Below are 15,245 nucleotides of genomic sequence, written 5' to 3' on the forward strand. Positions count from 1 at the left end.
TTATTTGTTGAGAAATACGATGGATAGCTACATCTGAGTTCCGCTATTGCACGAAAAAAGACAAAATGATGGAGATAAAGAACATCAGTTCCTCTAGCTCGAAAGCGGGTGCTAAAGTGTCGGGGCCACACAGGAATGATGCCGGTAATCGGCGAACGAGGGATGGTAAAGATCTGGACAAATTGAAGGTTCGACGAGGTTCCAACTCGGCCTTATCAAGAACGCGAACCAAATGATCATCTGGTCATAGAGATTTCTACACTGGCGGTAAAACAAGGCATGGCGACGCGATTATCCGTTTGGGTGTTCAAGCGTATAGGCACGTACCGTTACGAAATGCGGACTGTGAGTATATATTGCTGCATAACAACTAGACGGAGGACTGTATGAAAAAGCCGACTATAGGTATTCTTGCTCATCGAGAAGGTAATCTATTTCCGAACTCCAAGTTTTTAAGCGACCTTGTAACGGAAGGGAGGAAGCTAGGGGCTAGCGTATACGTATTTTCTCACAAGGATGTAAAAGAAGTGAGCAGGACGATTCACGGCTTTACCCCGATAGCTGAAGGAAGATGGGCGGGGGCGACTTGCCCGTGGCCGGATGTCGTAATCGATTTCTGCCGAAAGCTGTACAAACCGTTTCGTGATATGCGCCGTCGCAAGGATTTGTTCGTTTATGCCAATCATAAATTTACTTACAAATGGAAAGCGATGAAGCTGTTTGCCGAATCCGACAAGTTAAAGCGCTGGATCCCAAAGACGTTTCTTTACTCGCCACAAGCGTTAGAACAGATGATTGAGAAATATGACTTAGTCTATGTGAAGCCGGGGAACGGGACCGGCGGGCATAGCGTTCTTAAAATCACGAAAACGGGCGGCGGCTACCGGCTTCAAGGTCGAAAAAAGTCAGGCCGTGTCGTGGCAACGCCGGTAATGACCAAACAGAGGGTCATTCGTTGGGTTAACCGTTGGGTGCAAGCTGAAAAAATACGATCCGGATCATTTATGGTCCAGCAAGGACTGGATTTACAGCTTATCCCCGGTCGACAGGCGGATGCTCGATTGCTAATTCAAAAGAACGAATTTGGAAACTGGAAAGTGACCGGCAAAGTTTTGCGCGTAGGCGCTGAGAATAGCCCAACCACGAATTTAATCTACGGGGATGGGAAAGTGCTTGTATTTAAGACTTTCATCAAAGCCCGTTTCGGATTGGATAAGGCGAAAAAAATTGAGCTGGAATGCGAGGAGCTTGCTCATCGGTTGATGGAAGTTGTGGAAGAGCGGTTTGGCTCTATGGTCGAGTTTGGATTGGATGTGGGAATTGATGTCAACGGAAAAGTATGGCTGATTGAGGCCAATCCTAAACCAGGCCACATGGCCTTCATCAAGTCCAAAGAAATGGCCACTTACCGAAAGTCCATCAGGCGGCCGATTCAATATGCCATGTATTTGGCCAATGAACAATTGGGCGAAGATACAAACGATCCAATTTGTGAAGAGGCAATCACGGAAACGAATCTCGAAATGGAGGATCTCTAGCATAATGGTCGTTTGGACAACAAAGTACAATAAAGGCCAGGCAGAGCACCTGGCCTTTATTGCCGGAAAAGCTTGTTTGTCCATGCCCACATTGTTTTTGGTTGCGGACAAGTTCCCTTAGCCGTGATCAAAAGCAGATGGCCGGCCCCTGCGTTAAAGCCCGGCCTTCACAAAATCGTCTTGGACGCCGGCGATCAGCGGGGATGGCTCGCCCGAGTAGTACAGCTTCAACTCGTGCAAGGCCCGGGTGCAGCCGACATAGAGCAGCTTCGCGTCCTGCGGCGTCTGTGCGTAATGGACTGGATCGACGTCCACGAGCAGGACGGAATCGAACTCGAGCCCTTTGGCCATGTACACCGGAACGACGGAGACGCCGCCCTCGTACTGCTGCTGGCCCGGGACGATCAGGTTCACGCCGTCGCATCCGGCGGCGTGCAGCTGCGTGTGCAGCTCGCGGCACCGCTCCTCCGTGCGGGCGAGGACGGCCAGCGTGCCTGCGCCCTCGCGCTGCCGGTGTTCCTGCACGGCTTCGGCGATAAGCTTCGCCAGCGCCGGACCGTCCGCCTGCGCGAGCTCGACCGGCTCGCCGCTGCGGAATACCGGAACCGCCAGCGCCGGCGGTTCGGCTAGTCCACGCTTCAGCACTTCGTTCGCGAAGTAAATGATTTCCATTGTCGACCGGTAGCTGCGGTTCAGCGTATAGTACGCGCGGTTCTCTTCCGGGAACAGCGCCAGCAGCTCTTGCCAATCCCGAACGCCCTGATAGGCGTGGATGCCTTGCGACAAATCACCGAGGATCGAGAACGAACCGTTCTTCGTGTGCAGTGCCAGCAGCGCCACCTGGAATGGCGAGAAGTCCTGCGCTTCGTCAATGACCGTATGATCGAAGCGCAAATCGCCGTGAATGCCTTCGAAGCGCTGGCGAATATAGAGCAGGGGGGCGAGATCTTCCGGCTGTACCAGCTTCTTTTTGGCCGCCGTGAGCGTGGATTGCCGCAGCTCCTCGGGAATGAACCGCTCATCCGCTTCGGACACGAAAGGCAAGGAGCCGGACTCCGCCGTACGGAACAGCTCCCTATAGAAGCCGAAAGGGGAGTAGGCTGTCCATAGCTTGCCGTAATCGCGAAGCCGGGCGGAGCCGCGCTTCTTGTAGTCCTTCTTCAGGTGGACTTCCCACACTTTATCGAGCTCCATCTCCAGCCAGCGCTTGATCCGCGCCAGCACCCGCTCGCGGCGCTTCATCAGCGGCTCATGCTTGTATTCCACCGCGTACCAGTCGCGGATGGTGCGGTACGGGAGCTTGGCGCCGTCCCACGGAACAAAATCCGTCTGCGGCACCGCCTGCAGCTCGTATGCGTTCAAGAGCCCGTCCAGCCACTGCATGAAGCGGAGCGAACCCTTAAACCGGCCGGGCGCCGTATCGTCCATGACCGGACGCGCCGCGCCGACGGTGAACCAATGTCGCAGCGCCTGTGCCGGATCGGCCAGCTTGACCTCATGGTCCAGCAGCTCCAGCGCCCAGTCGGCGAAGGTAGTCTGCTGAATATGCCCGACGCCAAGCTCAGGCAGAACGCCGGAAATGTAATCGAGAAACATGCGGGAAGGAGCGAAAATGATCATTTTTTCCGCTTTAACCTGATCCCGGTATTGGTAGAGCAGGTAAGCGAGCCGGTGCAGGGCCACGGTCGTTTTTCCGCTTCCGGCGACGCCTTGAATAACGAGCGCATGGTTTTTGCCGGCCCGGATGATCGCATCCTGCTCCGCCTGGATCGTCGAGACGATGTCGCGCAGCTTGTTGTCTTTGTTCTCGCCGAGCCGGTACAGCAGGAACTCGTCCGTGACCGCCATCGCGTCCGATTCGCGGTCGAACGTATCGACCACGCGCTGTAAAATTTGCTTGCGGATCACGAGGTTGCGCTTCAAGTAGACGAGCCCTTGCACGACGCCGTCCGGCGAATCGTAGCTGGCCGCTTCGGCGCCACCCGTGAACGAATAAAAAAGGCTCGCTACCGGAGCGCGCCAATCGATAACCATCAACTCGGGAGAGTCCGCCTTTTCCACGCCGGACTTGCCTATATAGAGCGGGGCCGGACCCGGCTTTCCCGTTTCGTGAAAATCCAGTCTGCCGAAGTAAGGCTCGGGCAGCGCGTGCGCCAAGCTGCGCCGCTTGGTTTCGCGGATCGACTCCAGCACCTGCTCCGTCATATCGTGTCCCGTATAGGTCGGAATAGCCTGAAGTGCCTCCAGATGTCTTTCCATTTCGTGTATCGTTTGCTCCAGTCTTTCTTTTTCCTCCAAGTAAGCGCTTTGCAGACCGGATTCCATGGGTCCGTACCTCCGTTCGTGTTATGAATTCCCAAAAATGGACAGGAGTAATACTATAGCACAACGGAGCTTGGCGTTGCAAGCGTTTTAAACGTTTTTGTACGGGAGGTCGGCCATTTTCAATCGTTCGGTCGGTCCGGCAGTTCTTATGGATCAATGAGAACTTACACCGGCGGAATGCTTTGTGCGAACCGGAACACGTTATCCGGGTCGTATTTCCGCTTGATCCGGCGCAGCGCGTTAAGATTGGAGCCGTAATACGCTTGCGCCCAGTTGGGGTCGAAGACGTTAGGGTAATTGACGTACTGGCCGAACGTATAAGGCAGCAATGCCTTCCGAATGCCCTCGGTCCAGCGGATATGGGATCGTCAGCCGCCGGATATTTCGAGAACCGGGCATTGTAATTCATCCTCGCGTCATCATATTCCGCGCTTCCGGGGAGCGCAATCCGGCCGGTAAGCGCACGCGTCGATCTCATGCTGCGGCTCCACCCCCTTTATTCGAAGCAAAGTCCCCGCCGTTCATTCCAATATATTCATGACCTGACTGCCCCATGAGAGGACGATGGGGGCAAGGGAGAGCCTGCTTGGATAAGCGGTTCTTGATGGTTTATCGGACACCATATTATGGCGTAAAGTCCAAGCCAATGCATGATATGGAATAAAGTAACTGCGAACGATGAATACTACTTTCATTAACTTAAGATTGAGGTCGAGGAACCATGCAGCATTTTTCTCGCAGCAACCAAAGCATGAACCGCTCGCAGGCCTCACAGCAAACCAACCAGCAGGAAGGCGGCAACAAGCCGTCAGGCAGAGGCAATAACCCATCGGACGTCGAGAAGCCGCTGAATAGCGAGCTGCAGCATAATCTGGAAGCGATCAAAGGACAGTTTGGGAACAGCTCCGATCTTATTGTCAGGATGATTTGTGTCGGACCGAACGCTGCGGTCCAATGCGCTTTTGTCTACATCGGAGGTCTTGTAGATTCCCAATCCGTATTTCGTTTCATGGACTCGTTTCTTGCCGATGCCGAAAAACACGAGTTGGGCGATTCCCATCAGGTGATGACCAATATGGATTGGATTTTGCGGCATATGCCCGTTACCATCGGGGATATCCATATTCAAAACCAACTCCATGCCCTATACTCTTCCTTGCTTGTAGGACACACGGTGCTTCTGATTGACGGATGCCGACAGGCGCTGTCGGTGAACACGGGCGGCGGGGAATACCGAAGCGTCTCCGAGCCTACCGCACAGACCGTCGTCCGCGGGCCCCAGGAAGGTTTTACCGAATCCGTCCATACGAACATAGCCATGATCCGCCGAAAAATTAAAAGCTCGAACGTAAGGGTGGAGTCAAGGCAGGTTGGACGCGTGACGCAAACGGACGTCTGCATCATGTATATTCATGGCCTTGTCAACGACGATATTCTCCGGCGCGTACGCGATCGTCTCGCACAGATCGATATTGACGGCATCCTGGAAAGCAACTATATTGAGGAATTTCTTCAGGACAGCAAATATTCCGTTTTTCCGACCGTTAACAATTCCGAGCGTCCGGATGTGATCGCCGCAGCCTTGCTTGAGGGACGTGTCGCGATCCTGATTGACGGAACGCCCTTTGTTCTGGTCGTGCCCGCAGTGTTTACCCAGTTTCTGCAGGCGGCCGAAGACTACTATCATCGGTCGGACTACGGGTTGATCCGCATATTACGATATATCGCGCTTGTCATATCCTTGCTTGCGCCTTCGCTCTATATTGCGATCACCACCTTTCATCAAGAGATGATTCCGACGACTCTGCTGATCAGCCTTGCCGGGCAACGGGAGGGGATTCCTTTCCCCGCTCTGATTGAGGCGCTCATGATGGAGGTAACGTTCGAGCTGCTGCGTGAAGCAGGCATTCGCATGCCCAGAGCCGTCGGCACCTCGATATCGATCGTAGGCGCTTTGGTGCTGGGACAAGCCGCGGTCGATGCGGGCCTCGTTTCTCCGGCGATGGTCATTATCGTATCGATTACGGCGATTGCCGGCTTTATATTTCCTAGTTTTGAACTGGGAATTTCGGTGAGGGTTCTCCGATTTGTGTTTATGGGGCTGGGCGCATCCTTCGGGTTTTTCGGTATCATTATAGGGCTTGTCGTGCTGGTGCTGCACTTGAGCCACTTAAGCTCCTTCGGCATCCCGTACTTGTCGCCAATAGCGCCGTTCAGGCTATCCGATCAAAAGGATGCCATTATACGGGTTCCGTGGTGGCAAATGTATACGCGTCCCGATGCTTACCACCCACTGAGTCAGCATCGCGTTTCGAAACCATCCGATCCGAAGAATGAAAAGCAGCACGACAAGGAAGAGCAGACTCAAAGGTAAGGGGGAGGACGTACTTGCGGCGAATCGCAATATGGATCCTATGTTGTCTGATTCTGTTGTCGTCGCTTACCGGCTGCTGGAGCCGGCGGGAGCTGAACGACATTTCCATTGTCGTCGGCATTGGCATCGATAAGCAAGATAATGATTATTTGCTGTCCGCACAAGTCGTCATTCCCGAAGCCGTAGCGTCGAAGCAGGGGACGGGAGGAGGGGTCCCGACGGCCATCCTGCAATCGGCGGCTCCCACCATGGTCGAAGCGATCCGCAAGATGATCAAAACCTCCCCGAGATACTTTTACTTATCGCATCTGCGGGTGCTGGTAATTAGCGAACAGGTGGCCCGCGAAGGGATTCAAGACATCTTGGACTTCTTTTCGAGAGACAGCGAGCTCCGTGCCGACTTCTACATCCTGCTTGCCAAAGGTCAACGCGCGGAAGACATCTTGAGCGTCATCACGAGACTTGAAAAATCGCAGGCTACCAAGCTGTTTAAATCGTTGGAGTGGAACCGAAGATTAACCGGGGAAACGGCAAACGTGTTTTTGGACGAACTACTGGCTGACTTGATCAGTACGGGGAAAATGGCTGTGTTGTCGGGTGTCGAGATTCTAGGTAATAAAAAGCAGGCAGAGCAAATCAAGAACATTCAAAAAAGCGCTGACTATGCGCATTTCAAGATGTCATCGATTGGCGTATTCAAAGACGATAAGCTGGTCGGCTGGTTAAACGAAAGCGAAAGCAGGAGCTTCAACTATATTACCGGGAAAATCCGAGGCTCAGTGGAAAGGGTGGCCTGCCCCAAGAAAGATACTCTTGACCTGCGCGTGAATCGGATCCGAAGCAAAATCAAGGCCAACGTGGTAAAAGGAAAGCCTCAGGGCAGGGTGGATCTTTTCCTGGAGGCCGACGTTTCGGAAGTGAACTGCGTCATCGATCTGGATAAGCCGGAGTCGTTGCAAACGCTGGGAAAAAAATTAGCGGAGAAATTGCAAGCCTCCCTAAAGCAGGTGGTCCGAAAAGCGCAGAAAACGTACGGTGCGGACATTTTCGGCTTTGGCAACGCGATTCATCGCGCCAATTCGATAGCGTGGAAAAAGCTGAGCAAGAATTGGAAAAAAGAGTTCGTAAAGATGCCTGTTACCATATCCGTCCATGTGAAAGTCAGACGGACGGGTACGCAGTCCAATTCGTTTATTAACGATATCCAGAAGAAGAAGGAGCAATAGGTCATGCTGGCGATTGCAGGCATTCTTGCTTTCGGAGCGGTTATCGTTTGGATGGAAGTGCCCTATCTGCTGAAGAACAAAAGAAAGAAGGACCTGTGGATATTTTCCTTTCTGTTGGCCTTGGGCCTCGGGCTAAGTATTGCCAAAAGCATGCGGCTGGAAATCCCGAATCCATTGGAATGGATCGCGTACTTATACAGGCCGGTCAGTGATTATGTATTCGGAATGTTGGAATCATCGGATTAGCGGGTGATCGGGGATGGATGATCGAATCAGCGCAAGACAATTTTTGCTGCTTGTCATTTTTTTTACGATTGGAAGCTCCGTTTTGTTTGTACCTACGGCCACTGCTGCCACCGCCAAACAAGATGCATGGATCTCCATCGTCACGGGAATCGGACTAAGCTTTCTTCTGATGTATCTGTATATCGCCGTTGGGGATCGTTATCCCGGTCTAAGTCTGGTGGAGCTGAGCCAAAAACTGCTCGGCAAGTGGCTCGGCGCGGCGGTGTCGGTCTTTTTGATCATCAATACGTTCATGGTCGGAGCCGTAGCGTTAATCGATTTCGCGGGAACGTTCGTAAGCCGGCAAATCATGCCCGACACCCCTGTATATGCAGCCAATATTCTCTACACGATGTCGGCCGTCATCGGTTTACGGCTTGGATTGCGAACGATAGCCCGCGCTGCCGAAGTGCTGTTTCCGATCATCACGGCGCTCTTTATCATCATGATTTTAACCGTGTCGCCAAACATCAATACGGATAATTTACAGCCCGTATTTGAAATGGGTTTCAAGCCGCACGCCAAGGCCAATATTTCTTATTTCGCCTTCTCTAGTTTTCCCACGGTCTTTTTCCTGATGATCTATCCTTCTTGCGTGAGGGAAGGGAAAAAGGCATCGACAGCTTTTCTGCTTGGCACCCTGATCGGCGGCCTGTTTTTGCTGATCATCACCACGGTCTGCATAGCCGTACTTGGAGCGGAAGGAACCGCCCGGCAAGCTTATCCCAGCTATACGCTGGCCAAGAAAATCAATATCGCCAATTTTTTTACGCGCATTGAAGTGCTTATGGCGGCCTTATGGCTGGTAGCGCTCTATTTTAAGCTGATCGTTTATTTTTACGCGGGGATGCGAGGATTGGCGCAATTGTTCAAAATGAAAGATAGCCGCTCCCTGGTGCTCCCATTAGGAGTAATTGCCGTTGCCCTCTCCCGCATTATATATCCATCCGCCGCTTACCGGTACGAGTGGGATACGAAGATATGGCCTTTGTATGCTGGAACCTCCGGATTGATCCTCCCCTTGCTTCTGCTTGGGATAGGGGCCGTCCAAAAGAGAATCCGCAACCGTTGATTCGACAAAAGGGGGGGATCAGATGGACAACGACAAAAAAATAACCGTCAGGCAATTTTTGATGATGGTCATTCTTTACTCGATCGGCAGCTCCATCTTGTTCATCCCGTCAGGTACCGCCACTTATACGAAACAAGGAGCATGGATTTCCATCCTGGCCGGTATGGCGACGGGAGTGCCGATTATTCTGCTGTTCTTGAACTTGGCTCGCCGTTACCCCGAAATGACCTTTGTCGAAATCAGCAACCGGCTGCTTGGAAAATGGTTGGGTACGGCCTTTTCGCTCTATTGGATATTAACCGCTTTTCTCGGCGGAGCGACAACGCTGGTGTATTACATGGGCAATTTTATTACGACGCAAATTATGCCCGATACGCCGGAATATACGATTAATATCATGTTTACCGGTATCATCGTCATGGGCCTTTTGCTCGGATTGAATACGCTTGCCCGTGCTGTGGAGGTGCTGTTTCCGGTCGTTATCGTGCTGTTTTGCGTTTTGATCGTATTCGTCTCTCCCAAAATACAAATCGAGCATTTCCTGCCCGTCATCGATGTCGGAATCAAGCCGTTCATCAAGGCTGTCTTATCATATGTCAGCTATACGTCGGCTCCCGTTGTCTTTTTTTTAATGATTTACCCCTCTTCTGTACGGGGAGGGACAAAAGCTGCGAAGGTGCTGCTGATAGGAAACCTGCTCGGTGGCTTGCTGTTATTGATCATTACGGCGGTATCCGTCGGCGTGTTGGGGGCGGGACCGACAGCGCGGCAATTTTATCCCAGCTATGCGCTTGCCAAACGGATTAATATTGGAAATTTCGTTACGCGAATCGAGGTCATCGTAGCCACATTTTGGATCATCGGGCTTTATTACAAGACGGCGATCTACTTCTACACCATGCTGAAGGGGACCGCCCAATTGTTTAATGTGCATTCCGAGCGTGTGCTTGCGCTGCCTCTGGGGCTGATTATGTTGGTTTTGTCTCTGGTTGTTTATCCAAATTCTGCATATCAACTGCAATGGGATGAGCGGACGTGGTCGATGTACGGTACGACGGCCGGGCTGATCTTTCCGCTGGTGCTGCTTGCCGTCGATACGTTCCGCAAAAAGAAAAAACCGTAACGGCAGGTCACGGCTTGTAATATAAAATGACGTCGGATCCTCGGCCGTTTATTCCGGCGCCTTGAGGCATGGTCCGATAAGGGCGCGGGTTCCCCGGGAGTAGTGGAGCAGGGCAGGAGTCCCCAGCTCCAATCCGAATCCGCGCGTCAACGTGTTGCAGACGATGTCGGCTTCAGCCGTTTGCAGCCTCCAAGGTTCGTGATACACCTCTCCCCGGTACAGTCCGCCGCTGCGGCCGCACCGGCAATAGTAGATATAACGCTCCATAAGCCAGTGCTCGATCGTTCCTTGCCGGGCGGCGAATGGGGCGGAGACAGGGCGGTATGCGGCGCAGAAGATTTCGTCCGACCGGGAGGCCGGCAGCCGCCTGTTCTGAATCGCAATGCTTCCGCGGTCTGCACGGAAATGCATCTTCGCTTGATGGTACGGAAGCCGATACCACTGCTTGGCGATAGGAACAAGCAGGGGATGGGACGCGTCCATGGACAAAAAAAAGATGGCGGATTCCCCGCCCGACCGGATATACGTCCGGACGTTAATCTCGGGAAACGAGCGCATCCAGGGCAGGGAAGGCATATATTTCAACCGTATTCCGCCGATGCGGAAGGGGAGGATGCCGATCCATGCCTGTCCATCCCAAGTGTCGATATCCAGCGCTTCAGGCACGAAGGAACGGATCGCTTCGAGAGGAACGGGCCAGTGGGAGAACAGGAAGTGTTCCCAGGTCTGCTTCATCGTCCATCGGAAAGCGGGCATCGGCGTATTCAATTCGACCCTCCCTTTCTGCAGCAGCTCATCATCCATGCAGATTCGCTCCTGGCTTCTCCCAGGGCTCGTAGGCCAATTTTACTTTGGTCACATGACTGGTCCACGCATCGAGGGCGACCATATCGTCGGCATTGACTTCCCGCAAGGCGCGTTTACCGAGTGCGCTGATCGCCAGCTTCATCTCGTCCGTGCAAGAGTTTAAAAAGTTTTCCAAGTAAATGGCTGCCTCTTCTTCGTTAAACTTTTCCTGCATCATTCCGGTGTAGTAAGTAAGCTGTGTCGGAGGCTCCCAAGGGACGGTTTTCATCACTTGATCGTGCGTCATGGCCCATAACAAAGAGGTGCCCATATACACTCCATCGGCTCCCAAGGCAATGGCTTTGAGGCATTCGCCAGGCTGCGAATAAGCGCCTCCGGTCAGAAGGCTGATCGAGTCCTTGACGCCCCGTTGGCGAAGATAGCGGACCGCGCGCGACAAGGCGTAAATCGTCGGCAGCCCGAAATCGTCCTCCAGAATCGGCGCGCCGCCTTTCGTCCCCGCTTGGCCCCCGTCGAGGCTGATAAAGTCGACACCGGCTTGAATGGCAATTTCCAGATCGTGCTCCAGAACGGCGCTGGCGCATATTTTTACACCGATCGGCACACCTCCGGTCAGCTGCCGAAGCCGCTCAACCACTTGCTTGAGATCCTGCGGGCTTGAAATATCTTTATGGCGGCTCGGAATGACGGTGATTTCCTCGTTCTGCACCTGCATGATCTCACTGGCTCTTCCTTCCAGATCGACGCCTTGCAGGACACTTGCCGTTCCCGCCAACGCTCCTTGACCGAAGCGGATTTCAATCGCATCGGCTTGCTTAAGAATTTCGGGTGATTTGGACCAATGGCCCGAGTTGTATTGAATAATCAAGTGTTTGGCATTCTGCCGTTCTTCCGGCAAAAATCCTCCTTCGCCGGTATTTGTGCTTGTCCCGGCTTTGGCCGTTCCTTTAGCGATGGCGATTTTCACCTTTTCGCTTAAGCCTACGCCATAGCCCATCCCGGCAGCGAGTATGGGAATGCGAAGCACCAGCGGCTTTTGCGCTTTGGGCCCAATGACGGTTGTCGTGTCGATCTCGACGTCCTGTTCCGTAGGAAGCGTAGACAATTGCGCGGGAGAGAACACGAGTCCCTCGAAATGAAGAAATTTGCGCGGGCTTCCGAACGGACGTTCGATCACGGCGCCGGAAGCGGCGCGAATGCTGTTCTCCACGACGGTAATGGGACTGATTCGGGTCATCGCCGTTACCATTTCCCAGATGTTGGATTCGTAGGGATTGGACATTAGCCGTTTTGTAAAGCGCCCGACGATCCACTTGATGATGCTTCTTGAGCACAATAGGGCGACCAAGCCGGAGAGAACGACGGCTACAAGCGATCCGACAAACGAGCCGAACATAAACCAAGCCCATTTCGTTGACATAAGAAAGACCTCTTCCGATTCGAATCGTCAATTTAGAGAAATGCAGGGTTAGTGTGTGCACATAAGAGGTGGAATATACCAAATAAGGGATTTTCATCATCGGATTAGCCGCTCACGGAGCGAAGTCTTTAAGAGGTGCCCGGGAACCATCCCGGATCGCCCCAAATCATCCGCCATAGCGGGTCCGGGATAACGAGACGCTGCTGCGCGTCGGCCCGGAGCGTCGTTTCGATGTCCGCCTCGCGTCCTTGCTTGACCTTCTCGATCCAGTCGGGATCGATCACCAGCCCGCGGGCGAGCGAAATGAGATCTATACCGGTTTCATACGCTTCAAGCGCTTCGTCGGCCGTGTAGATCGAACCCCCGCCGATGACTGGCGTACGGCTCCCGACCGCTTCCTTGATCAGTTCAAGTCGGGTGCGAGTAACGTCAGCTTCACGGCGCGGCCGGGAGCGGTAATCGTTCGTCAGCACGTGAATGTAATCAAGCTCTTGCTTCGCCAGCACATCGGCCAAGTGCAGCGCGTCTCCCATCGTAAGCCCCGGCGTTGTCGCTTCTTCGGGGGTAAAGCGGTATCCGACGATAAACGGACGGTCGGCGTATCGGGCGACGGCTTTCTTTACCTCGTCGATAACCGCAAGAGGAAAGGCCAGTCGCTTCTCGACACTCCCGCCCCAACGGTCGCTGCGGCGGTTGCCGTGCGGGGGATAAAACTGCTGGAGCAGCAAGCCGAAAGCGCCATGGATCTCGACTCCGTCGAATCCGGCGATAACGGCGCGGCGCGCGGCTTCTCCGAACTGCCGGATCAGCTCCTCAATCTCATGCTGCGCCAGTGCCCGGGGGAGGACGAACCCTCCGGCTTCATCCTTTATCGCGCTCGGGCCGACGACGTCGCCGTTCGGCACGAGTTCGGGGTCTGCGTTTCGCCCGCTATGATGAAGCTGCAGGACGGCTTTCGTTCCTTGCGCTTGAATGACTCGGACCCAGCGAGTCAGCTCCGGTATCATTTCGTCGCGGTCGGCTGCTGGCTCCCCGGCGACGTCTTGTCCTCCCGGGGCGATGTAGGCGCACGCCGTAATGACCATGCCGGCGCCTCCGGACCGTCGGGCTATAAAATCCAGCTCCTCGTCAGTCAACGTTCCGTCCGGACGGGACGAATAATGAGTCATCGGCGCGACGACGATCCGATTGTCAAGCGTGATGCCGCTCCGCAAGGTGAGTGGTTCGAACAAAGGGGCATAAAGTGGATTCATAAGACGAATTCGACCTTTCTTTGGAAATATAGTATACTATTATGTATGTTAAGTTGATTTAATCAAAAGGCCGCACAAAAATCAACCCATTTCTACAGTCTGCGGTCCGATAGGCGGAAGCGGCCGGTCGATCCGGCGGCGCCCAAGGCTTTTTAATTTTTTCCAAGATGGGTAATCTTAACTAAGATGTACTTATGTCAAGGAGGATGCTAACGATGGAATTCCGAACCGAAAGAGATACGATGGGCGAAATTCAAGTGCCTGCAGACAAATTATGGGGTGCTCAAACGCAGCGCAGCAAGGAGAATTTCAAGATCGGCACGGAGCGGATGCCGCTGGAAATCGTCCGGGCGTTCGCGCTGCTGAAGAAAGGAGCTGCGGCAGCCAACCTGAAGCTGGGCAAGCTGGAGCCGGAAAAGGCGGAAGCGATCGCCCAAGCGGCCGATGAAGTCAGCGGCGGACAATGGGACGACCATTTTCCGCTTGTCGTATGGCAGACCGGCAGCGGCACGCAGTCCAACATGAATGCGAACGAAGTCATCGCCAGAAGGGCGTCACAGCTGCTTGAAACGAAAGGAAGCGGGCTGCGGATTCATCCGAACGACGACGTGAACCGCTCGCAAAGCTCGAACGATACGTTCCCGACCGCGATGCATATCGCCGGCGTGCTGGCGGTGCGGCAGCAGTTGCTTCCCGCTCTGCAGCGGCTTAAGGAAACGCTAGGGAATAAAGCCAAGGAATTTGAGGATATCGTCAAAATCGGACGTACGCATCTGCAGGATGCGACGCCGCTGACGCTCGGGCAGGAAATCAGCGGCTGGTGGGCGATGCTGGAGAAGACGGAGCGGATGATCCGTGAAAGCTTGGAGCCGATGCGGGAGCTGGCGATCGGCGGCACGGCCGTCGGAACGGGATTGAACGCCCATCCGAGATTCGGCGAGACGGTGGCCGAGGAAATTTCCCGCTACACGGGAGAAACCTTCGTTTCGGCCGAGAACAAATTTCACGGGCTGACCAGCCACGATCAAATCGTATACAGCCACGGCGCGATCAAAGCGCTCGCCGCCGATCTGATGAAGATTGCCAACGATGTCCGGTGGCTGGCAAGCGGCCCGCGCTGCGGCATCGGCGAGCTGCGCATCCCGGAGAACGAGCCGGGCAGCTCGATTATGCCGGGCAAGGTGAACCCGACCCAGAGCGAGGCGATGACAATGGTCGCCTGCCAGGTGATGGGCAACGATGCGGTGATCGGCTTTGCCGCCAGCCAAGGGAATTTTGAATTGAACGTGTTCAAGCCGGTCATTATTCACAACTACTTGCAGTCCGTTCGTCTGTTGGCGGACGCGATGGATTCGTTCAACGAGCATTGCGCCATCGGCATCGAACCGAACCGCGAGGTCATTCAGCGGTACCTGGACGAATCGCTGATGCTGGTTACGGCGCTGAACCCGCATATCGGCTACGAGAAAGCGGCGGCGATCGCCAAATCGGCGCACAAGGAAGGATTGACGCTCAAGGAAGCGTCGATTCGGAGCGGCTATTTGACGGAGGAGCAATTCATATCGATCGTGCGTCCGGAGGATATGATTCATCCGAAAGAATAGACGGTAAAGAGACAGCCTGTATGCGGGTTGTCTAAGAGTATTGAGAAAGTGGTCAATTGAGGCGATGGGTTACGAGGGGCGGGGTATCCACCTCCGGTCGCTCTTGTCTGCAGGAAATTTGATTGAAGCCGCTTAAACAGCGGATATTTCCCGCAGACAAAGGCGAACGCTGACGCTCCTCCAGTGGATACCCCGCCTACGTATGTATCTTTATTTTT

The 15,245-nt window shown here is 54.0% G+C and carries 12 protein-coding genes; 7 read left to right on the forward strand and 5 right to left on the reverse strand.

The window, feature by feature from the left end; genetic code table 11:
- The first annotated feature begins 386 nt into the window (after positions 1–386).
- Positions 387–1,538, forward strand: coding sequence for a YheC/YheD family protein (locus QJ48_RS14400; protein WP_054974258.1), 1,152 nt, complete (start codon positions 387–389; stop codon positions 1,536–1,538).
- A gap of 153 nt (positions 1,539–1,691) precedes the next feature.
- Here QJ48_RS14400 and QJ48_RS14405 read toward each other — a convergent pair whose 3' ends face one another.
- Positions 1,692–3,863, reverse strand: a complete 2,172-nt coding sequence (locus QJ48_RS14405; RefSeq protein WP_054974259.1) for an ATP-binding domain-containing protein — start codon at positions 3,861–3,863, stop codon at positions 1,692–1,694.
- Positions 3,864–4,027: 164 nt separating this feature from the next.
- The gene (locus tag QJ48_RS35925) at positions 4,028–4,192 is read right to left on the reverse strand and encodes a BBE domain-containing protein (protein ID WP_237762918.1); all 165 of its coding nucleotides are present in this window, start codon (positions 4,190–4,192) and stop codon (positions 4,028–4,030) included.
- 392 nt (positions 4,193–4,584) lie between these two features.
- On the opposite strand from QJ48_RS35925, the gene QJ48_RS14410 reads away from it, so the two are divergent.
- The 5 genes from QJ48_RS14410 to QJ48_RS14430 are packed head-to-tail and all read left to right on the forward strand — an operon-like array spanning position 4,585 to position 9,943.
- A complete protein-coding gene (locus QJ48_RS14410) occupies positions 4,585–6,237 on the forward strand; it encodes a spore germination protein (RefSeq protein WP_054974260.1) in 1,653 nt (550 codons plus the stop codon).
- Positions 6,238–6,251: 14 nt separating this feature from the next.
- Complete coding sequence (locus QJ48_RS14415) at positions 6,252–7,463, forward strand: Ger(x)C family spore germination protein (protein WP_054974261.1); 1,212 nt, start codon at positions 6,252–6,254, stop codon at positions 7,461–7,463.
- Positions 7,464–7,466: 3 nt separating this feature from the next.
- On the forward strand, positions 7,467–7,709 hold the full coding sequence (locus QJ48_RS14420; protein ID WP_054974262.1) for a hypothetical protein: 243 nt from the start codon (positions 7,467–7,469) through the stop codon (positions 7,707–7,709).
- A gap of 13 nt (positions 7,710–7,722) precedes the next feature.
- The gene (locus QJ48_RS14425; protein ID WP_054974263.1) at positions 7,723–8,820 is read left to right on the forward strand and encodes an endospore germination permease; all 1,098 of its coding nucleotides are present in this window, start codon (positions 7,723–7,725) and stop codon (positions 8,818–8,820) included.
- Between the two features lie 22 nt (positions 8,821–8,842).
- The gene (locus QJ48_RS14430) at positions 8,843–9,943 is read left to right on the forward strand and encodes an endospore germination permease (RefSeq protein ID WP_054974264.1); all 1,101 of its coding nucleotides are present in this window, start codon (positions 8,843–8,845) and stop codon (positions 9,941–9,943) included.
- Between the two features lie 48 nt (positions 9,944–9,991).
- On the opposite strand, the gene QJ48_RS14435 is transcribed toward QJ48_RS14430, so the two are convergent.
- From QJ48_RS14435 to QJ48_RS14445, 3 genes are all read right to left on the reverse strand, one after another.
- Positions 9,992–10,747: a YqjF family protein gene (locus tag QJ48_RS14435; RefSeq protein ID WP_054974265.1), complete on the reverse strand. Its 756-nt coding sequence runs from the start codon at positions 10,745–10,747 to the stop codon at positions 9,992–9,994.
- Complete coding sequence (locus QJ48_RS14440; protein ID WP_054974266.1) at positions 10,740–12,170, reverse strand: FMN-binding glutamate synthase family protein; 1,431 nt, start codon at positions 12,168–12,170, stop codon at positions 10,740–10,742. The genes QJ48_RS14435 and QJ48_RS14440 overlap by 8 nt, the downstream gene beginning before the upstream one ends.
- A gap of 128 nt (positions 12,171–12,298) precedes the next feature.
- Positions 12,299–13,423: an NADH-dependent flavin oxidoreductase gene (locus QJ48_RS14445; protein ID WP_054974267.1), complete on the reverse strand. Its 1,125-nt coding sequence runs from the start codon at positions 13,421–13,423 to the stop codon at positions 12,299–12,301.
- A gap of 215 nt (positions 13,424–13,638) precedes the next feature.
- Here QJ48_RS14445 and fumC point away from each other — a divergent pair, with 215 nt between their 5' ends.
- Positions 13,639–15,027, forward strand: a complete 1,389-nt coding sequence (gene fumC, locus QJ48_RS14450; protein ID WP_054974268.1) for a class II fumarate hydratase — start codon at positions 13,639–13,641, stop codon at positions 15,025–15,027.
- Positions 15,028–15,245: the final 218 nt, after the last annotated feature.

The organism is Paenibacillus sp. A3, assembly GCF_001399685.1.
GTDB lineage: Bacteria > Bacillota > Bacilli > Paenibacillales > NBRC-103111 > Paenibacillus_G.